At 69.7% G+C, this 18,121-nt stretch carries 17 protein-coding genes and 1 pseudogene; 6 read left to right on the top strand and 12 right to left on the bottom strand.

Annotated elements, in window-relative coordinates; translation table 11 throughout:
- The coding region (locus tag AC4IJH_RS40975) for a hypothetical protein (RefSeq protein WP_490857118.1) at positions 1 to 199 on the bottom strand (199 nt) is incomplete at its 3' end.
- Positions 200 to 310: 111 nt separating this feature from the next.
- A complete protein-coding gene (locus tag AC4IJH_RS40970; protein WP_490857117.1) occupies positions 311 to 835 on the bottom strand; it encodes a DUF6790 family protein in 525 nt (174 codons plus the stop codon).
- Between the two features lie 56 nt (positions 836 to 891).
- Between AC4IJH_RS40970 and AC4IJH_RS40965 the strand changes: the two genes are divergently transcribed.
- On the top strand, positions 892 to 1,311 hold the full coding sequence (locus AC4IJH_RS40965; protein WP_490857116.1) for a MarR family winged helix-turn-helix transcriptional regulator: 420 nt from the start codon (positions 892 to 894) through the stop codon (positions 1,309 to 1,311).
- Positions 1,312 to 1,674: 363 nt separating this feature from the next.
- Here the strand turns inward: AC4IJH_RS40965 and AC4IJH_RS40960 are convergent, their stop codons facing one another.
- Both AC4IJH_RS40960 and AC4IJH_RS40955 read right to left on the bottom strand, forming a co-directional pair.
- On the bottom strand, positions 1,675 to 1,863 hold the full coding sequence (locus AC4IJH_RS40960) for a hypothetical protein (RefSeq protein ID WP_490857115.1): 189 nt from the start codon (positions 1,861 to 1,863) through the stop codon (positions 1,675 to 1,677).
- Positions 1,864 to 2,331: 468 nt separating this feature from the next.
- Positions 2,332 to 2,490, bottom strand: a pseudogene (locus AC4IJH_RS40955) (LD-carboxypeptidase); the annotation flags it as partial.
- A gap of 626 nt (positions 2,491 to 3,116) precedes the next feature.
- Between AC4IJH_RS40955 and AC4IJH_RS40950 the strand changes: the two are divergent.
- The gene (locus AC4IJH_RS40950; protein ID WP_490857114.1) at positions 3,117 to 3,566 is read left to right on the top strand and encodes a phosphotransferase; all 450 of its coding nucleotides are present in this window, start codon (positions 3,117 to 3,119) and stop codon (positions 3,564 to 3,566) included.
- Positions 3,567 to 3,796: 230 nt separating this feature from the next.
- On the opposite strand, the gene AC4IJH_RS40945 is transcribed toward AC4IJH_RS40950, so the two are convergent.
- The 3 genes from AC4IJH_RS40945 to tdh form a co-directional block, all read right to left on the bottom strand.
- A complete protein-coding gene (locus AC4IJH_RS40945; RefSeq protein ID WP_490857113.1) occupies positions 3,797 to 4,726 on the bottom strand; it encodes a LysR family transcriptional regulator in 930 nt (309 codons plus the stop codon).
- Positions 4,727 to 4,730: 4 nt separating this feature from the next.
- Positions 4,731 to 5,924, bottom strand: coding sequence for a glycine C-acetyltransferase (locus tag AC4IJH_RS40940; RefSeq protein ID WP_490857112.1), 1,194 nt, complete (start codon positions 5,922 to 5,924; stop codon positions 4,731 to 4,733).
- Positions 5,925 to 6,008: 84 nt separating this feature from the next.
- The gene (tdh, locus tag AC4IJH_RS40935) at positions 6,009 to 7,037 is read right to left on the bottom strand and encodes an L-threonine 3-dehydrogenase (protein WP_490857111.1); all 1,029 of its coding nucleotides are present in this window, start codon (positions 7,035 to 7,037) and stop codon (positions 6,009 to 6,011) included.
- 764 nt (positions 7,038 to 7,801) lie between these two features.
- Here tdh and AC4IJH_RS40930 point away from each other — a divergent pair.
- Together AC4IJH_RS40930 and AC4IJH_RS40925 are read left to right on the top strand one after the other, a co-directional pair.
- Positions 7,802 to 8,995: a sensor histidine kinase gene (locus AC4IJH_RS40930; protein ID WP_490857110.1), complete on the top strand. Its 1,194-nt coding sequence runs from the start codon at positions 7,802 to 7,804 to the stop codon at positions 8,993 to 8,995.
- Positions 8,992 to 9,666: a response regulator gene (locus tag AC4IJH_RS40925; protein ID WP_490857109.1), complete on the top strand. Its 675-nt coding sequence runs from the start codon at positions 8,992 to 8,994 to the stop codon at positions 9,664 to 9,666. The genes AC4IJH_RS40930 and AC4IJH_RS40925 overlap by 4 nt, the downstream gene beginning before the upstream one ends.
- Before the next feature lie 107 nt (positions 9,667 to 9,773).
- On the opposite strand, the gene AC4IJH_RS40920 is transcribed toward AC4IJH_RS40925, so the two are convergent.
- From AC4IJH_RS40920 to AC4IJH_RS40905, 4 genes are all read right to left on the bottom strand, one after another.
- Positions 9,774 to 10,778, bottom strand: a complete 1,005-nt coding sequence (locus AC4IJH_RS40920; RefSeq protein ID WP_490857108.1) for an aldo/keto reductase family protein — start codon at positions 10,776 to 10,778, stop codon at positions 9,774 to 9,776.
- Between the two features lie 204 nt (positions 10,779 to 10,982).
- A complete protein-coding gene (locus tag AC4IJH_RS40915; RefSeq protein WP_490857107.1) occupies positions 10,983 to 11,957 on the bottom strand; it encodes an ABC transporter substrate-binding protein in 975 nt (324 codons plus the stop codon).
- 137 nt (positions 11,958 to 12,094) lie between these two features.
- Entirely contained in the window at positions 12,095 to 12,967 is an 873-nt protein-coding gene (locus AC4IJH_RS40910) for an ABC transporter permease (protein WP_490857106.1), read from the bottom strand.
- On the bottom strand, positions 12,964 to 13,905 hold the full coding sequence (locus tag AC4IJH_RS40905; RefSeq protein ID WP_490857105.1) for an ABC transporter ATP-binding protein: 942 nt from the start codon (positions 13,903 to 13,905) through the stop codon (positions 12,964 to 12,966). Before AC4IJH_RS40905 ends, AC4IJH_RS40910 begins: the two co-directional genes overlap by 4 nt.
- Positions 13,906 to 14,547: 642 nt before the next feature.
- On the opposite strand from AC4IJH_RS40905, the gene AC4IJH_RS40900 reads away from it, so the two are divergent.
- Positions 14,548 to 15,180 (top strand): chorismate mutase, encoded by a 633-nt coding sequence (locus tag AC4IJH_RS40900; protein WP_490857104.1) that lies wholly within the window; start codon positions 14,548 to 14,550, stop codon positions 15,178 to 15,180.
- Positions 15,181 to 15,381: 201 nt separating this feature from the next.
- On the opposite strand, the gene AC4IJH_RS40895 is transcribed toward AC4IJH_RS40900, so the two are convergent.
- Positions 15,382 to 15,756 (bottom strand): hypothetical protein, encoded by a 375-nt coding sequence (locus AC4IJH_RS40895; RefSeq protein WP_490857103.1) that lies wholly within the window; start codon positions 15,754 to 15,756, stop codon positions 15,382 to 15,384.
- A gap of 400 nt (positions 15,757 to 16,156) precedes the next feature.
- On the opposite strand from AC4IJH_RS40895, the gene AC4IJH_RS40890 reads away from it, so the two are divergent.
- Positions 16,157 to 18,079 (top strand): hypothetical protein, encoded by a 1,923-nt coding sequence (locus AC4IJH_RS40890; protein ID WP_490857102.1) that lies wholly within the window; start codon positions 16,157 to 16,159, stop codon positions 18,077 to 18,079.
- Positions 18,080 to 18,121: the final 42 nt, after the last annotated feature.

The following is an 18,121-nucleotide window of genomic DNA, read 5'->3' as shown; positions in this document are numbered from 1 at the left end:
GGTCACCGTGTTCGCCGTTGGTGACCTGGTGACGCAGGAGGCGATCGACCGCTACGGAGACCGCCTCGCCATCGTGCTCGTCGGCCTGGGCAGCCACCACTTCCCCGTGGAGGCCCCCGAGGCCACCGCGAAGCTTCTGGCCGGCGTTGTTGGGAACGGAGAGTTCCAGCGCCGGCACAGTGCGGGCGAAAGCGATCACTGCGCGACAAACACGGTGAGCTGCCCGGCGGCGACTCCTTGTGCCGCGTCGGTCTCGTGGTCGGGTTTGCGGCGGACACGAGTCGCCGTGGCAAGGGCAGCTCCCGCGGTGTCAGGCGGCGAGTGAGCCGACCGGGCGGGGCGTGGCGGCCAGGCGCCGGGACCGCACAGCCAGGATGATCATGACCGCCGGGATCAGGAGGTCGTTGACGAGGACTCCCCCGGTGTTCCCGGGGGCGTGGTCGCCGTTGGCGAACCACTGGTAGAGGTGGCCGACGACGGCTCCCCAGAGGAACATGCCGCCGCCGATCCCGATGGTGATGCGCTCACGCGGCGAGGCCGAGGCGGCGCGGAAGCCCATGACGGCCAACCCGAGGTTGGCGAAGGCGATCTCGAACATGAAGGGCGTCCGGTCGAAGCCGATCGCGGTGGCCATGACCTCCGGGAAGGCGAGAAACGCGACCGTCATCCACAGGCTGCCGATGCCGAAGGCGCCGATGGCCCACCAGCGCTGCCATATCTCCAGCCGTTCTTGGGGGGACTTGGCGTGGCGGGCCCGCACGAAGGCGCCGATGGCCGGGACCAGGATCCAGACCAAAGGGAAGGCTGACTGGGCGAGGTAACTGACGTTGTCCATGACTTCAGTCTTACCTAGTTAACATTAACCCGTCAACACTCTGTTATGCTGACGCCGTGGATGAAGGACTCGCAGACCTGCTGCACCGTGTGGTCATGCTGCTGGGCGAGGCAGCCCGGCAACGCACCGACGATCGGGACGGCCTGACCTACAGCCAGATACGACTGCTGGGCACACTGGAGGACATCGAGCCGGTGACACAGCACCAGCTGGCGCAGGCACTGTCGGTGTCCGACCCGGCGATCAGCCGGGCGCTGCGACCACTTGAGGCGGACGGCCTGGTGCAGATCACCATCGACCCCGCACACGCGCGACGGCGCCTGGTCCGGCTTACCGACGCCGGCCGGAAAGCCTTCCACACCGCCGGCAAGCCCCTCTACGACGAGTTCCGCGCCAAGCTCGTCGCGGCCGACTTCCCCTACGACCGCTACCTCGACGACACTCTTCGGCTGGCCGAGCTCCTCAAATCCGCCTGAGCCTGAGTGGGTGTTCTGCGAGGTTTTCGTCGGGTTCTACTCTGATGCGGTTGGTGTCGGGCGGGGGAATGGGAAGGGACAGCACGAGACGTGGACGGCATAACAGACGCGAGCGCTGCCGGCGGGCGGCACCATGACGAGGGAACGCGTAACGCGCGACCTGTTGCGGCCGCGGTGACAGGCCTGGTTCTCGCCCTGCTGCTGGCCGCACTGTCGCTGCTGGTTCTGCTTCCGGCGGCCCGGCATCTGCGCTCCTTTCAGGACGGCCGGCAGACTCCCGCAACATTGCATACAGAGGGCTCATGCATGTTGGGTCAATGCCAGGTCGAGTTCGTGGCCGACGGCCGGACCGTGGTGGCGGATCTACCAGCGGGCAGCGGCGGCGGGAAGGCGTCCGCCGGGACCCGGATGACTGTCCGCTATCAGGCGGACGATCCCCAGGTCGCTGTCCGAGAGGAAGACCTCGGGGGCGGTGGGGCGGCCGTACTGGCAGCGGTATCGGGCGGAGCGGCCCTGCTCTTCCTGCTGTTCCCGGCCGGGGCTCTGGCCCACGTACTGCGGCAGCGGCGCGCAGACCCTGGGCCTGGCCGGACGCCTTCGTAGACCTCGGCCGGTCCGGCCCGGTCCGGCCCTTGAAAGCCAGGCCGGTGTTCCCAGGCAAGCAGAGTGCAGTGGCGCTCTTCGCTCGACTTCCCCGGAATCAGCGGCGAGATGGAAACCCGCGACCCCGGCGACGGCGACGCCCGGGGTGCTGTCCCGCTCGATCCGCAGAAGCAGCCTCTCCAGCCTCGTGGGCGCAGCCGGTTATGAGCCAAAGCGCCCGCGACGTCGGCCGCCAGCCCCGGTACGCGGCGGCTACCGCGGCATCCTCGCGGAACCCGAACTCGGCTTGTTCACCCTCGCCCAGCCCGCGCCGGCCATCCGAGACCCAACTCATCGCGAAATTGGGCGGATCGTCACGGAACACCCACTGTGAGAACACCTCTCAGCCCCCATGAAGAAGCGCCCTGTCCGCGTTGCTCAGCCGCCCGGTCCCGTCACCGTGAGCGGGCGTACTGCCGGTTCGAGCAGCGACAATGTCCGCTGCTGCGCGTCGAGGGCGACGCGGATGCCGACCGGCATGGGCAGATTCGGGCCGGCGTGCCCGAACTCGACGTTCCCCAGGACCGGGATGCCACGGTCGCCAAGAGCGGTCTCAGGGCCGGTGTCAGTGGGGCTGCCGAGGGCTCGGGACGATTCGGAGCGCCCGTGGTCGCGCGGTCGGCATTTCGGTCACCGCTGTCCGGGAGTTCAGATGTTCTTCGCGACAGCATCGGCCGGCTCGGCCGGACACCACAGAGTCTGCGGTTCATCGACGAGCCCGGCAACAGCCCGCGGCTGTCCGGGACGGGCACGGGATGTCCGGGCTGGTCCGGGGCTCGCCCGGACTGTCTCCCGGACAAGAGCGCACGGCCAGAGTGCGTATCGGAAGGGCATCTCGAGGGGGGATGAGTGTGCTCTGCCTCCCCATCGGTGGCCGTGACGCACCGACGGCTGGCTGACTTGACGCGTAAGGCCCGCCGGATATTCGGCTGCTGAGGGCGGGCCGCACAACTAGCCTGCTCCCGTGGAAGATCAGGAAGTGTTCTTCGGCGGTGTGAACCAAGTTGTCCGTGCGGGCGATCGCGTCCGGCGTCCCGCTGGAGCCTGGAGCGCCACCGTCCAGCGTTTCCTCGCGCATCTGCGGGATGCGGGCTTCGTCGGGGCTCCACGGCCGTACGGGTTCAGCGCGGACGGGACGCAGGAGCGAGGCCTCCGCCGGCTTCGTGCGGGAACCGGATGACGCCTGGCAACTGCCGCCGCGTGAGCCGACGGAGGTGATCTGCCATGGTGACGCGGCCACCTACAACATGGTGTTTCGCGACCAACTTCCGGTCGCTTTCATCGACTTCGACACCGCCCATCCCGGTCCGCGCCTGTGGGATGCCGCCTACACCGCGTATCGCTTCGTCCCCTTGTACGCCCCGGACGACGTGGAACTCTCCTTGCCGGTGCCGGAGGCACGGCGGCGCCTTGCACTGTTCGCCGACTCCTACGGCTTGTCCCAGACGGAACGGGCCGCGCTGCCCGCCGTCGCGGCCGAGCGGCTGCGAGCCCTGGTCAGCTTGATGCGACAGCACGCCGCAGCGGGCCATCCGGCCTTCAGCCGGCACGTCGGGGACGGGCACGACCGCCGCTACCTGACGGATGCCCGGTGGATCGAAGGCACCTTCTGACCGATGCTGAACGGCGCCGTGCGCCAGCGGCACAAGCCTTGGGCGCGCGGGCTTCGGTCAGCGATCGGTTCAGGGCCCGCTGAGGCAGCAGCTCGGTGCGGACGGCCGCGGCGTCGTGCCGGGCGCCGTACGTGGTCGGCGAGCAGCGTGTCGGTGGTCGTCCATGAGGAGCCCGAGAGCCTCGCCGGCGACCGGAAGACGGGCAGGACGCCCCTCGAAGAAGACGCCCCTCAAAGAAGGGGCGGGCCAGCCGGTGGGACGGTGGTGGCCGCGGCGCGCAGGGCGTCCAGGACGGGGCGTAGCAAGGGATGTTCCTCGGCGCCGCAGCGGACGGCGGCGAAGACCCGGCGGGTGGGGACGACGCCCTCCACGGGGCGGACGACGGCATGGGACAGGTCCATGTCGCGCAGTGCCGAGCGGGGGACGAGGGACACTCCGGCGCCTGCGGCGGCCAGGCTGACCACGGCTCTGAAGTCGTCGGAGGAGTGTTCCAAATGGGGCTGGAATCCGGCGTATTCGCAGGCCAGGACGATGAGGTCGTGACAGGGGTTGCCGGGATAGGGGCCGATCCAGCGGTCGTCGGCGAGTGCGGCGACGGGCACCGTTTCGGCTGTGGCGAGCTTGTGGTCACGAGGCAGTACGGCGTCGAACGGGTCGGCGTACAGCGGGACCCGCAGCAGCCGCTGGTCGTCGGCGCTGGGCGCGCCGCGGTACTCGACGGCCACGGCGATGTCGGCGCGGCCGTCCAGGACCATCGGCAGGCTGACATCGCCCTCGGCGTCGCGTACCCGCACGCGGATGCCCGGGGAGGTAGTGCCGAGCGCGGTGATGGCCGGGGCCAGCACCACGGCGATGCCGGTGGCGAAGGCCGCGAGCGTGACCTCGCCGGCCGCGCCGGAGGTGTAGGCCGCGATCTCGGCCTCGGCGCGCTCCAGTTCGGCGAGCACCGCGCTGCCCCGCCGCAGCAGGATTTCCCCGACGGCCGTCGGCCGCATACCGCGCTTGTCCCGTTCCAGGATCTTGTGGCCTGTTTCCTGTTCCAGCGCGGCGATCTGCTGGGAGACCGCGGAGGGGGTCAGGTACAGGGCGGCGGCCGCGGCAGTCACCGTACGGTGGTCTGCCACGGCCCGCAGCGTGCGCAGCCGTCGGGGATCGATCACACGATCATCCTGCCAGGGCCGCCCGGGCATCGACGAACGCGTCCACCGCGCGGTTCACGTCCTCGGTGGAGTGCGCGGCGGACAGCTGGACGCGGATGCGGGCCTGGCCCTGGGGCACCACCGGGTAGGAGAAGCCGATGACGTAGACGCCGCGCTCCAGCAGCAGCTCGGCCATGCGCCCGGCCTCGGACGCGTCGCCGATCATGACGGGGGCGATCGCGTGGTCGCCGGGGAGGATGTCGAAGCCCTCCTCGGTCATGCGGGTGCGGAACAGCTTGGTGTTCGCCGCGAGCCGCTCGCGCAGTTCGCCCGCGGTCTCGATGAGGTCCAGCGCCTTGATGGAGGCGGCGGCGATCACCGGGGCGAGAGTGTTGGAGAACAGGTAGGGGCGCGAGCGCTGGCGCAGCAGGGCGACGATCTCGGCGCGGGCGGCGACGTAGCCACCGGAGGCACCGCCGAGCGCCTTGCCGAGGGTGCCGGTGATGATGTCGACGCGGTCCATCACGCCGTGCAGTTCGGGGGTGCCGCGGCCGCCGGGGCCGACGAAGCCGACGGCGTGCGAGTCGTCGACCATGACCATGGCGTCGTAGCGGTCGGCCAGGTCGCAGATCTCCTTCAGCGGCGCGAGGTAGCCGTCCATGGAGAACACGCCGTCGGTGACGATGAGGCGCCGCCGGGCGTCGGAGGCCTCCTTGAGCTTGGCCTCCAGGTCGGCCAGGTCGCGGTTGGCGTAGCGGAAGCGGCGGGCCTTGGACAGGCGGATGCCGTCGATGATCGAGGCGTGGTTGAGGGCGTCGGAGATCACCGCGTCCTGCTCGCCGAGCAGCGTCTCGAAGACGCCGCCGTTGGCGTCGAAGCAGGAGGAGTACAGGATCGTGTCCTCCTGGCCGAGGAACGCCGACAGCCGCTGCTCCAGCTCCTTGTGCACTTCCTGCGTGCCGCAGATGAAGCGTACGGAGGCCATGCCGAAGCCCCAGCGGTCCAGCGCCTGGTGGGCGGCGGCGACCATCTCGGGGTGGTCGGCGAGGCCGAGGTAGTTGTTCGCGCAGAAGTTGAGGACCTCGCCGGTGCGTCCGCCCGCGCTGACGTTGACGGTCGCCGACTGCGGGGTGTCGATGACCCGCTCCGGCTTGTGCAGACCGGCGGCGCGGATCTCGTCCAGGGTGGCGCGCAGGTCGTCGCGGACAGAGTCGAACATGAAGGGGCTCCTAGGGATGGGTACGGGCTCGGGAGAGCGGCGAGGGGCGGGCGAAACGCGGTGCTGGACGGACCGGGGCGGCCGTCACGCGGTCCAGTCGAGAACGATCTTTCCGCTGCGGGCGCTGGCCGCGTCCGCGAAAGCCTCCTCGAAGTCCTGGTAGGCGTACCGGCCGGTGATCACGGGGGCGAGGTCGAGGCCGCCTTCGAGCAGCACCGTCATCGCGTACCAGGTCTCGAACATCTCGCGGCCGTAGATGCCCTTGATCGTGATCATGGAGGTGACGATCCGGGCCCAGTCGACCGGGAACTCCTGGGCGGGCAGGCCCAGCATCGCGATCTTGCCGCCGTGCGTCATGTTGGCGATCATGTCGCGCATCGCCTCGGGGCGGCCGGACATCTCCAGGCCGACGTCGAACCCCTCGCGCAGGCCCAGTGCCCGCTGCCCGTCGGCGACGGCCGCGTCGGTGACGTTGAGCGCGAGGCTGACCCCTATCTTGCGGGCGATCTCCAGCCGCTCCTCGCTGACGTCGGTGATGACGACGTTGCGGGCACCGGCGTGCCGGGCCACGGCCGCGGCCATCAGACCGATCGGGCCGGCTCCGGTGATCAGTACGTCCTCCCCGACCAGGGGGAAGGACAGGGCGGTGTGCACGGCATTGCCGAACGGGTCGAAGATCGCCGCCACGTCGAGGTCCACCGGGGCGCGGTGCACCCACACGTTGGAGGCGGGCAGCGCGACGTACTCGGCGAAGGCCCCGTCCCGGCCGACCCCGAGGCCGACCGTGGCGCGGCACAGATGGCGGCGCCCGGCCAGACAGTTGCGGCACTTGCCGCACACCAGGTGGCCCTCGCCGCTGACGCGGTCGCCCGCCTTGATCTCCGCGACGTCGCGGCCGGTCTCCACGACCTCGCCGACGAACTCGTGGCCGAGCACCAGCGGCGTGCGCACGGCCTGCTGGGCCCAGGCGTCGAAGGCGCGGATGTGCAGGTCGGTGCCGCAGATTCCGGTGCGCAGCACCTTGATCAGGACATCGCCCGGGCCGATCGTGGGCTCGGGGACATCCCGCAGCCACAGTCCCGGCTCCGCCTTGTCCTTCACCAGTGCCTTCACCCTTGAGCCTCCTGTACGAGAGCGAGTCCGACCGCATGACGACAGGCCAGGCGGAGAACCACGGCGGGGCACGGGCCAGGACGGCTCCGAATGTGATCACGCCGGGTGGCAACAATCTGCCGAAATCCGTCCCGTGAGTCCATCAACGATTTCTTAAGCCCCGTGACAGCTGAGCTGAATCTCGTGCCGAGGGGCGGGGAACGGGCAAGGTGACACGGCGTCAAGCCACGGCCCCCGTCGGCCGACAGCGCTCCCCCGTCCGGTGCCCTGCGCGGTACGAACGGCCGCGTACACCACGACGCTGCCGCCGTGCCCCGGCGCCCTGCGCCGGTCGGCGACCGCGCGCAGCGTGCTGCTCTCCGCGGCGCGTTCCGGTTCGGTGGCACGGCCCTGATCGACGACGGTCCGGTAGCGCTCCGGACGCCTCGCACCGGGGCAAGGTCATCGATACTTTCGGATGAGGTCGGGCGCGACGTACGGATGAGATCCGGTGCCACGGACGGCCGACCGGATGGCCTCTTCCACCGGGTGAAGGTGGAGTGCGGCCCACTCCCGGAACCGAGGGCGCCACACCGCGGCCGCCCCGCAGCATGCGCGCAGGCGGCGAGGGTGCCCCCCTGGCCCGCAGCCACGGCAGCGCCCGGAAACCGCCGCCCGCTCGCCGTCGCTCGCCGTACCGATGCGGCACCGGGTGTCCGCGATATCCGTCCGTTAGCGTTCTAGAACGCAGCACAACGCGCAAAAGCCGCAAAACTGGAGGTCCCGTGTCCATCGCCCTGGGACGCAGGTGGAGGATCTCCCGTGCGCTGTATCTGCCCGCTGCGATGGCCACGATCTACAACGCCGTGGACGTCCTGTCCACACCCGCCGTCGGGCTGGTCGCCCACCACATCAGCCTCGACCTCGTCGCGGCATTCGTCCTGGGCCCTCTGATGATCCTCCGGCTGCGGTACCCCATGGCCACCTTGTGCATCGCCGTGGCCGGAGACTGGATCTTCCAGGCACCGGGGTCCCTCGTCTGCGCTCTGCTGACGGCGGCGCAGTACGGGTCGATGCGCTTCACCTACCTCGCGGGCGCGGTGTCCGCGGCCGCCCCCGCGGTCACCCCGTGGATTCTCGGCAGGCCGTACCAACCCGTACTGGACACCGCGAACGTCATCGCCCGCGCACTGGCCTATGTCGTCGCCCCCATCGTGACGGGCGCGTATCTGCGGATGCGACAGGTACGCATCGTCTCCCTGACCGAATACACCGAGCACCTACGGCACGAACAGGCGCTGGTGACCGAGCGGGCCCAGGTCGAGGAACGCAACCGGATCGCCCGGGAGATGCACGACGTGGTGGCACACCGGGTCACCCATGTGGTGGTGCATGCCGGAGCGCTGAAGCTCGGTGCCGACCGCGGCCCGGAGTGGGTGGCGCAGCAGGCGGATCTGATCCGGCGGGCGGGAGCCACGGCGCTGGAGGAACTGCGCGCCGTGCTGGGCGTGCTGCGCCCGCCCGGCGAGGACAACGAGCCGGCACCGCTGAAACCGCCGGCGGTACGGGCCATCGAGCGGCTGGTCGAGGGGACCGAGGCGACCGGCACCCCGGTGGAGCTCGTCTTCGAGAAGGAGACGGCTCTGGTACCGGCCGAGGTGCGCCGCACGGTCTACCGCATCGTGCAGGAGACGCTGACCAACGCCGTCAAGTACGCACCACGGGCACCAGTACGGGTGGAACTGCGGTGCACCGAGGGCCTGTACCAGGCGCGGGTGACCAACGAACCACCCAGCGAGCCGGTACGGGGCATTCCCAGCGGCGGCAACGGCCTGGTGGGCCTGCGCCAGCGGGTGGAGCACCTGGGAGGAACCTTCCGCGCAGCTCCCACGGCCGAGGGAGGTTTCGTCGTCACCGCGACGATCCCCTTCGGCGACCCCGGGGACACCGTCCCTCCCCCACAGGAAAGAGACCAATGATCAAGGTAGTGCTCGTCGACGACGACAGCATCGTCCGCCAGGGCCTGACCTCCATCCTGGACACCGCCGCCGACATCCACGTCGTCACCCAGCTCAACGACGGTACGAAGGTGGTCGAGGCCGCGCGCACGCTCCAGCCCGACGTCGTACTGATGGACATCCGGATGCCGCACATGGACGGCCTGACGGCCACCGCGGCGCTGGCGGCCGAGCTGCGCGACCCGCCCAAGGTCATCGTCCTGACCACCTTCGGCCAGGACGAGTACATCCGCTCCGCCCTCCGGGCCGGCGCGGCGGGCTTCCTGCTCAAGGACTGCGAACCCGAAGAGCTGATCCATGCCATCCGCGTCGTCGCCGCCGGGGACGCCATGCTCTCCCCCTCCATCACCCGGCACCTGATCCAGTCCTACACCGCACTCCCCCGCATCACCGACGCACAGCAGCAGGCCTTGGACTCCCTCAGCCGCCGGGAACAAGAAGTGCTCCGCGGCATCGGACAAGGCCTCTCCAACGCCGATATCGCCGACGTCCTGAAAATGAGCGAAGCCACCGTCAAAACCCACGCCAGCAATGTCTTCACCAAACTCCGCGTCACCAACCGCGTCCAGGCCGCCCTGCTCACCTACACCGCCCAACTGGGCGACCTCACCGACGCCCACGGCCGGAAATAGCACCGCGCCCGCGTCTCGGCCATGAAGGCCGCCCTGGCGCGCCGGACGCATTGTCCGGCGCGCCAGAGCGGCACCTCACTCCTGCCGCGACGCCGCGGTGCGCCGGATTACGAACCGAAGGTGGACGCGGCGACGGAAATGGTGGAGCGGGGGTCGTCCTCGATGACGCCGTCGAGGGTCTCGTCGATCGCCGTCATCAGGTCCGCATCGAGCTCGGTGCCGGCTGTCTCAACGTTTTCGGCGATCTGTTCCGGGCGGGAGGCGCCGATGACGGCCGAGGACACGTCCGGGTTCTGCAGCACCCACGCCAGGGCGAGTTGGGCCATCGTGAGCCCCGCCTGCTCAGCGAGCGGACGCAGCAGTTGCACCCGGGCCAGCACCTCGTCGCGTACCAACGCGCCGAGGAAGGGATTGCGGGCGTCGTAGGTCAGACGGGAGTCGGCGGGCAGCGTCCGGCCGGGGCGGTATTTGCCGGTGAGTACGCCCTGGGCAAGCGGTGACCATGCCATCTGGCCGATTCCCTCGCGTCGGCATGCCGGGATGACCTGGGACTCGGCGGCCCGCCACAGCATCGAGTACTGCGGCTGGTTGGAGATGAACGGGACCCGCAGCTCACGGGCGAGCGCGGCGCCGCGGGTGATTTCCTCGGCGGTCCACTCCGAGACGCCGACGTAAAGGACCTTTCCCTGCCGTACCAGGTCGGCGAAGGCGAGCATCGTCTCTTCCAGGGGCACCGTCCGGTCGAACCGATGGGCCTGGTAGACGTCGATGTAGTCGGTCTGCAGCCGGCGCAGCGAATTGTGGCACGACTCCATGATGTGTTTGCGGCTCAGGCCGTGGTCATTGGCGCCGGGCCCGGTCGGCCAGAAAACCTTGGTGAAGACCTCCAGCCCTTCCCGCCGTTGCCCGGCCAGTGCCCGTCCCAGAACGGCCTCGGCCCGCGTCTCGGAGTACATGTCCGCGGTGTCGAAGGTGGTGATCCCCGCGTCGAGGGCGGCGTGCACACACGCGGTCGCCTGCTCCTCCTGGAGTTGGAAACCATGGGTGAACCAATTGCCGTACGCGATCGTGCTGACGGACAGGCCACTGCGGCCAAGGCGTCGATATTCCATGCCCTCAACCCTAGAATTTCTCGATAAGAATCACGTCAGCCATCTCCACGAGGAGCGGCCCGGCCGATTGCGATTCGGGCAGCGTCTGCTGTTCTCGGCAACTTCATGTATCCGGGTGCCGTTTCTCCCGTACACCCCCCATGCCGCTCCCGCAAAGGGCTGCGCATGGGGGGGCGGTTGCCGTCTCCGTCCTGCCCGACGGACCTACCGCATCACGAGCTTGTTCATCGGCACGGGGTCGCCCTTGAGCAGCCCGGCGTCGCGGTACGCCTGCTGCATCTTCTCCAACTGGCCGGTGTCCGGCTTGAGTTCGGGGTCCCACTGGTACGGCGGAGTCTTGCGCAGCACCTCGATCTTCTGGCCGGTCGCCTTGGCCAGGATGTCCAGCGTCTCCTGCGAGGTCCGGCCCGGGCCCTGCAGATCCGCCGCAGCCTTGCGCAGTGCGGCGAGGAACTTGCCCGCCACCGGCTTGTCCGCGAAAGAGTTGCCGAGGACGACGCCGGTCGCGGTGGTGCCCTTGGGCGGGACGGCCACCGGCGAGGCCACGCCGGCCTGTTCCATGGCGGTGGTGAACGGGGCGGGCGCCAGCGCCGCGTCCACGCCCCCGTCGGCGAGCGCGGCCTTCATGTCGGGGACCGCGACATTCACCACCTTGACGTCCTTGAGCGTGAGCCCCGAAGCGCGCAGGGTCTCGGCGAGTTGGTAGCCGCCTGCCGCTCCCGCGCCGCCGGCGACCGCTATCTTGCGCCCGCGCAGATCGGCCGGATTCTTCACGCGCTCGGAGTCCAGCAGCTTCTTGGAGACCTCCAGGGCGGTGGGGGACGGATTCTCCCCGGTGGAGGCGCCCATGGAAGCGGCGACCTTGACGTCCAGGCCCTTGGACACGCCGTTGAACAGCCCGGCCGAGAAGCCCGCGACGACCGCGTCGAGCTTCCCCGACGCGGCCAGCGGGACCGCGTCCTGGCCGCTCTTGACCTTCTGCAGGTCGACCTTGATCCCCTCCTTCGCGAAGTAGCCCTTGGCATCGGCCACGTACAGCGGCGCGAAGAGCGTGGAGGGCAGATGGGCGACGCGCACCGCGGTCGGTGCGGCCGCGTCCTTGGTGCCGCCTCCCTGGCAGGCGGCGAGCAGGGCGAGCGCTGGCAGCGCGGCGAGAAGGGCTGTTCGGCGGCGGATCATGAGCGAGGGGTTCCTTTCAGGGGGACGGTCATACGGGTTCGGTGAAGAGGTACGGGCCCCAGCCACGGGCGCGGGGCGGAGAGGAGAGGGGTGGTGGCGGATCAGGAAGGCGCAACGCCGTTTCAGGAAGCGGTGGTTCAGGAGGCGGTCGTCCGTCGTCGCCGCGGAATCCGCATGTCACGGCGCGGCGCATCCGCCCGCCACGGCATGGCCCAGCGCCCGGCCAGGTGGACCGCGCCGGAGAAGACGGCGCCCAGCAGCGCGACGGAGACCAGGCCCACGTACATGCGCTCGGGCTGGAAGAGCGTCCAGGAATTCCAGATCAGATAGCCCAGTCCGCTGTCGGAGGCCACGAACTCGACGGCGACCGCGGTCACTACGCCGAGCCCGGCCGCCGTACGCAGCCCGGTCACCACGCCCGGGCACGCCCCCGGCAACAGGACGAAGCGCAGCATGCGCAGCCCCGAGGCTCCGTAGGCGCGAGCGCTCTCCAGCGTGCGCGGGTCGATCTGCCGTACTCCGGCGAGGGTGTTGATCTGCAGGACGAAGAAGACGGCGATGGCGACCGAGAGCACCTTCGGGGTCTCGGTGAGGCCGAAGACGAGCAGCAGCAGTGGCAGCGTGGCGATCTTGGGGAGGGCGTACAGGGCCGCGAAGAGCGGGCCGAACAGGGAGCCGACGGTGCGCGAGGCACCCATGACGAAACCTGCCAGGGCACCGGCCACCGCTCCGAAGGCGTACCCCGGCAGCAGTCGGCCGAGAGTGGCCGTGGCGTGCGTGCCCAGCTCGCCGTCCTCGGCCAGCGCCAGCAGCTGCGAGGCGATGGCCGTCGGTGGCGGGAACAGCAGCGTGTCGATCACGCCCAGTTGTGCGGCCCCCTGCCAGAGCAGGAGCAGTCCTACGGGGACGGCGAGGCCGAGTGCCGTACTGCGCCAGGCGTTGCGCCGGGTGCGGGTGGCGGCCTCGCGCAGCGCTTCGGCGGCGGTCACGGTACTGGTGGAGCCGCTCACCGCGCGCCTCCGGTGCTCCCGGGGCCGGGTTCCACGGCGCTGTCGTACGGCGGTCCGGGACGGGCGGCCGGGGCGTCGGCGAGCTGCCGGCGCAGCCGGTCCCATACGCGGGCCCGCAACCGCCCGAACTCCGCACCGTCCAGCACCTGGGGATCGCGCGGCCGCGGGAAGGGCACTTCGAACTCGTCGGTCACCCGCCCCGGCCGGGCGGACATCGCCAGGACGCGGTCCCCGAGCAGGATCGCCTCGTCGATCGAGTGCGTCACCAGGACCACGGTCTTGCGTTCCTCCTGCCACAGCGCCAGCAGTTGTTCCTGCATCAGCCGCCGCGTCTGCGGGTCCAGCGCGCCCAGCGGCTCGTCCATCAGCAGGACGGGGCTGCCGGTGGCGAACGCGCGGGCCAGTGCCAGGCGCTGGCGCATGCCGCCGGAGAGCCGGTCGGGGTAGCCGTCCGCGAAGTCGGCCAGTCCCATCCGCTCCAGCCAGCGCTGTGAGTCGCGCTCGGCAGCCCGTCGGCCGACGCCCGCCATACGCAGGCCGAAGGCCGCGTTGGTCCGTACGGTCAGCCAGGGCAGCACCCCGAAATCCTGGAAGACGAAGGCCGCAGCAGAACTCCCCCGCTTCCCCGCACGGGCCACGTCTGCACGGGCCACGTCGCCCGACGACGGCGTCTCCAGCCCGCCGAGCATCCGCAGCAGCGTCGACTTCCCGCAGCCCGACGGCCCGACGACGCAGACGAACTCGCCCGTGCGGACGGTGAGCGACACCCCCTCCAGGGCGGTCACGGCCTGCCCCTGCGGGGAGAGGAACACTTTGCTCACATCAGTGGCCGAGAGCACCGGCGGTTCGACGGCCGTCAGCGCCGACGCACGGGGTGGTTGCGGGGCACGGGGACCACCGCCGTCGGGCATGTGCGACGAGGAGGCCGAGGAAATCATGTTCCAACACCTTTGGCAGTGCGTCGTCGCGGGACGGGCTCTGCTGGATCGGGGACTGCGGATAAGACGTGCGAACTGGTCGACCAATAGCTGACCATGCCGCCGGCCCCCATCAGGCCCTACCAAAGGACCATTCACCTGGTACTTAAGTTGACATACGAGCCGCCGATTCATCCCGCATCATGGACAGGTAAAGTGCGGGCAAAGCACTGGGGCGCGCACTCCCGAGTACACGCCGGTCTCCCCCATCGTGGAACAGGCCGACTCCCGCAGGATCGCAGGCATCCAGCCACTCGCAGGGACTTTAGTCCCGTGCTTTATCCGGGCCGCGGCATACAGAATGTGGGCTACGTACCCTCGAAGTGATCGCCGGCTTCGGAATGCGCCGGAACACCCTCCGCCCGACCGTCCCCGCACAATTCCATCACCATGGAACCTGCGCCGCTCACCGCGCATCTCAATACAGTGAACAGCACACCGCGGATTCACCGTCCGGTTGTCACAGCGTCCGCCGATGAAGCCGGATCGCAGGCCTCACCCCTTGCCTCCAGGCGTACCGGGCCCATGGGCGGCAGCCGCAGAATCCGGTCCGTTGCGCCGACGCACTCCGACCACGGGACAGCACGGAAGGCCCCGCATGCCATGAACCGCCGTTATCTTCACTCCCCGGCCGCGCCGGTCGCCTGCGCGCTGCCCGCCTGCGGCTCCCCCGGCAGCGCGGCGCGGAGAAACCCGTGCCCGCCCGGCGCCGCAGTGGACGGCGTCTCCCCCGCGCTGGTGCAGTTGGTCCAGCTGTACGCCGAACGTCTCACGACCGCGGAGAAGGTTGCCGCAGCGAAGTGGGGCACCGCCAAGCCCATTGACGACCCGCCACGGGAGCGGCAGGTCCTGGACGCCATGGCGGCGCGCGCCGATCGCCTCGGCGTCGACCGGACCACGGTGCGGCGGATCTTCAGCGACCAGATCGAGGCCAACAAAGTGGTGCAGCGCGGCCTGCACCGCTCCTGGGAGCGGCACCCCTCCCGGCGCCCCGCCGCCTGTCCCGATCTGGCCCAGGAGATCCGCCCCGAACTGGACCGCATCGGCACCAGCCTGCTCCAGGCGATACGCACCGCACGCCCCCAGCTCGCCCATGCGCAGTGCGCTTCCTCTGCTGCTGCCCGTGCCGCCCGCCAGGTCATCGTGGCCATGCGCCTCGACCCCCTGCACCAACAGGGCCTGCACCGGGCGCTGGCCCACACCTACACACCCGCCGTCCTCGACATGTGCCGCTGACCGAGCCGCTGACCGAGCCACTGTTGAGCAGGTCCACTCCACTGCTCCAGCAGGGCGCCGGCCGTCACTTTCAAACGCCAAAGCGCTTACGCTGCGCCCGGATTGAGACGACCTCGCCGTACGCGGAGAGGCCGACCGAACCCGCACCGCGCCCCGGCAGGCCGTACCGATTGCTGCAGGCCAGCGCCCTGGCCGCCCCGCCTAAAGCTTCAACTGCTCTTCGAACTCATGGAGTTCGCGCCGCACCACGTCAAGATCGACTCGCGCGCGGTCCAATACCAAGTAGACGAAGAGGCCGCCCTCGCGGCGTCGCGGCAGGGGACGGATCATGTGCAGCTCTTCGGGCAGCGTGATCAGGATGTCTTCAACGCTGTCCGTGGAATAGCCGAGCAGTTCCAAGGTGTACAGCTTGGCCCGCACGACATCGCTGTCCCCATAGGCGACCTTGTCCATATCGATCCCGGTGCCACGGTCTATGGCCCCCAGGACCATGCGCCGATGAAAATCGACGACGGCCGCCCCCAGGACCCCGTGAACCCGCATCGCCTGGCCCAGAACTGCATGGATCTTGTCCATCCACCGTACCTTCTCCCCGGGGCCCTCAGGACGCGTTGGTGTGCCCTTGAGGCCACCGGCAGTATCGAGCTGGAAATAGTAGCGTCCGTGACGGAGAGTGAACACCCCCTCCCCCTCAACTTCACTGCGGGTTAGTTGTCATGGAGGCAGGCACCGGGCCGCATCTCAGTAACGGGAGGACGGGCGGTCCCAGCCTGCCGTACGCGGCCGGAATCCGGCTTCCCCCACAGTTCGCGGCAACCACGGCCGGCCGCGGCGGCGCATCCGCCATAAGGATGACAAGTCTGATCCAAAGTGTCATCCACCCGAATACCTCGCATAGCGAGACTTCACGGGACAGCAAGCGCGCCCGCTATCGCGGCTCGCCTTGGAGAAAAGCCGTGACCGTTGAAGGGAAACGATGACCACGCAAATACGGCGGCTTGCCCTGCGCCGCGTCGCCCTGCCGATGCTGGCGTCCACCGTGGTGCTGGGGGTGACAGGCGCCGCAGTTGCCGAGGCCGCGCCGGTGCCCGGCGGGCGGGCCGGGGCCAGCAGCCCGCAGGCCATCTCCGACGAGTACACCCATATCGTCATCGACAAGGAGAACGTCGGCCTGGACCAGCTGCGGCGCTCCCTCCACGAGAGCGGTCTGCAGACCGCCGAGCACCGCGGCATCAGGCTGTCGGAGGGCAGCGAGAGACTCGGCCATCACCAGCATGTGTTCATGTGGGACTCCTCCAAGAAGGGCCTCGAAGGCGGCAACGCCATCGAGGCACGCGGATCGGCCGTCAGGGTCAAGATCCGATGGGACGCCCTGAAGCAGCCGGGTACGTGGAGCAAGGGGACGCTCAAGGGCGACAACATGGGCCCCCTGGGCGGCAAGTCCACCAACGGCGCCTGGGCTTATGAGGGCGACATCCCCAGGAAGTACCTGTTCGTCGAGGGGGTGGACAGCGTCAGCCACCCCGGGTTCAACGACTGGCTCGCGGGCAAGGGCTGGCCGGACGGCAACGGCGTCTGCGGCCCTGGCTCTTCCGGCCGGGCCAAGCGCTCGATCAGCGCCTGCGAGCGGCAGCCGGCCGGGGACACCACGGAGGTACGGGCATCGGCCACGCATGACGAGGTGGCCGCCGCACACCGGGAGCGGGTAGGGAAGTACGGCGCGGACGTCGACTACGTCACGACGCTGGAGGAGTTCAAGAGCAACCCCAAGGCCGTGCTCACGCCCTTGCGCGAGACGAACCAGACGCTGCGCGACGCGCTGGGCAAGAACCTGGCCGCCGAGGACTTCGGGACGTTCTCCTCACAGGTCACCCAGGCGCTGGGACGCGATCTCGACGCCGTCCACGCCCTGAGCACCGACACCGCCCTGCTCGCCCGGCTCGGCAAGTCGGTCAAGCACGTCGGTGGGGTGGGCATGAAGGTCCTCCCGTACGCGGGCATCGCCGCCACCGGCTATGCGATCGCGGAGGACGCCAAGGCCGGGGACTACGTCAATCTCGGCTTCGACACCGTCGCCGAGGGACTGCAGGTCGCCATGGTCGCCCAGCCGGAGCTGGCCGTCGTGGCAGAACCGGTGCTGCTGCTGGAGCAGGCCCTGCAGATCGCGTACAACTCGCTGCGGGAACACGCGCTGGCCGCCCAGCGCGCGGACGGCGACCGGGCCAAGCTCGACAGCGCGCCCAAGGACCTGCTCCCGGAGCGCAACCGCCAGTGGGGGAACTTCCTGGCGGGCTTCGCCAAGGACACGCTCATGCCGCGGATCGACGCCAAGCTCGGCGCCGTACTGAAGTCGGACGCGCAGGTGCTGGCCACTTGGGCGGACAGCCAGAAGGCCACCATCACGAAGATCACGGAGAAGGCGACGGCGGCCGCCTCGTCCGGCAAGGAGAAGGCGCGCATCATGCGCGCATCGGCCGAGCTGCGCGAGAAGGTCGACGACCAGGTCGAGGCCCACGCCAAGGAACGCGCCAAGGCGTACCAGGCCCAGGCGTTCGAGCTGGCCAAGCACACCTTCGCCGCGTTCTACAAGCCCAGCGGCGACCGGCCGAGCGCCTTCAACGCCTTCACCACCCGCTACGTCGACGAAAGCGCCAAGCCGTACGTCTCCGCGCTGGTCGGCAAGCTCTCCAGCGACCAGTTCGAGGCCCAGTGCGGCCGCGGCCGCTGCTCGTGGGGCGACGCCGAACTCAAGCGCCGCCAGGCCGGTTGGAAGCAACTGGAGAACACCACACTCGACCGGATCCGCCAGCACCTGAACGCCAACGTGCCCGACTACCCCGGCGATCCGCAGATCCAACTCGGCCTGCGCAGCTGGGTCCCCAGCCTCAAGCACGACTGACCCACGCCCCGGGGGGGGGGGGGGGCGGGGGGGGGGGGGGGG

Source organism: Streptomyces sp. UF-297 (assembly GCF_058245575.1).
Note: the sequence above shows the minus strand (reverse complement) of the source record. Positions and strands in the feature narration are given on the sequence as shown.

Excerpts from the sequence above, each read along its gene's own strand:
- AC4IJH_RS40970 (WP_490857117.1), bottom strand. The coding sequence starts at position 835 with ATGGACAACGTCAGTTACCTCGCCCAGTCAGCCTTCCCTTTGGTCTGG.
- AC4IJH_RS40940 (WP_490857112.1), bottom strand. The coding sequence starts at position 5,924 with ATGTTCGACTCTGTCCGCGACGACCTGCGCGCCACCCTGGACGAGATC.
- AC4IJH_RS40925 (WP_490857109.1), top strand. The coding sequence starts at position 8,992 with ATGATCAAGGTAGTGCTCGTCGACGACGACAGCATCGTCCGCCAGGGC.
- AC4IJH_RS40920 (WP_490857108.1), bottom strand. The coding sequence starts at position 10,778 with ATGGAATATCGACGCCTTGGCCGCAGTGGCCTGTCCGTCAGCACGATC.
- AC4IJH_RS40915 (WP_490857107.1), bottom strand. The coding sequence starts at position 11,957 with ATGATCCGCCGCCGAACAGCCCTTCTCGCCGCGCTGCCAGCGCTCGCC.
- AC4IJH_RS40905 (WP_490857105.1), bottom strand. The coding sequence starts at position 13,905 with ATGATTTCCTCGGCCTCCTCGTCGCACATGCCCGACGGCGGTGGTCCC.
- AC4IJH_RS40900 (WP_490857104.1), top strand. The coding sequence starts at position 14,548 with ATGAACCGCCGTTATCTTCACTCCCCGGCCGCGCCGGTCGCCTGCGCG.
- AC4IJH_RS40895 (WP_490857103.1), bottom strand. The coding sequence starts at position 15,756 with ATGGACAAGATCCATGCAGTTCTGGGCCAGGCGATGCGGGTTCACGGG.
- AC4IJH_RS40890 (WP_490857102.1), top strand. The coding sequence starts at position 16,157 with ATGACCACGCAAATACGGCGGCTTGCCCTGCGCCGCGTCGCCCTGCCG.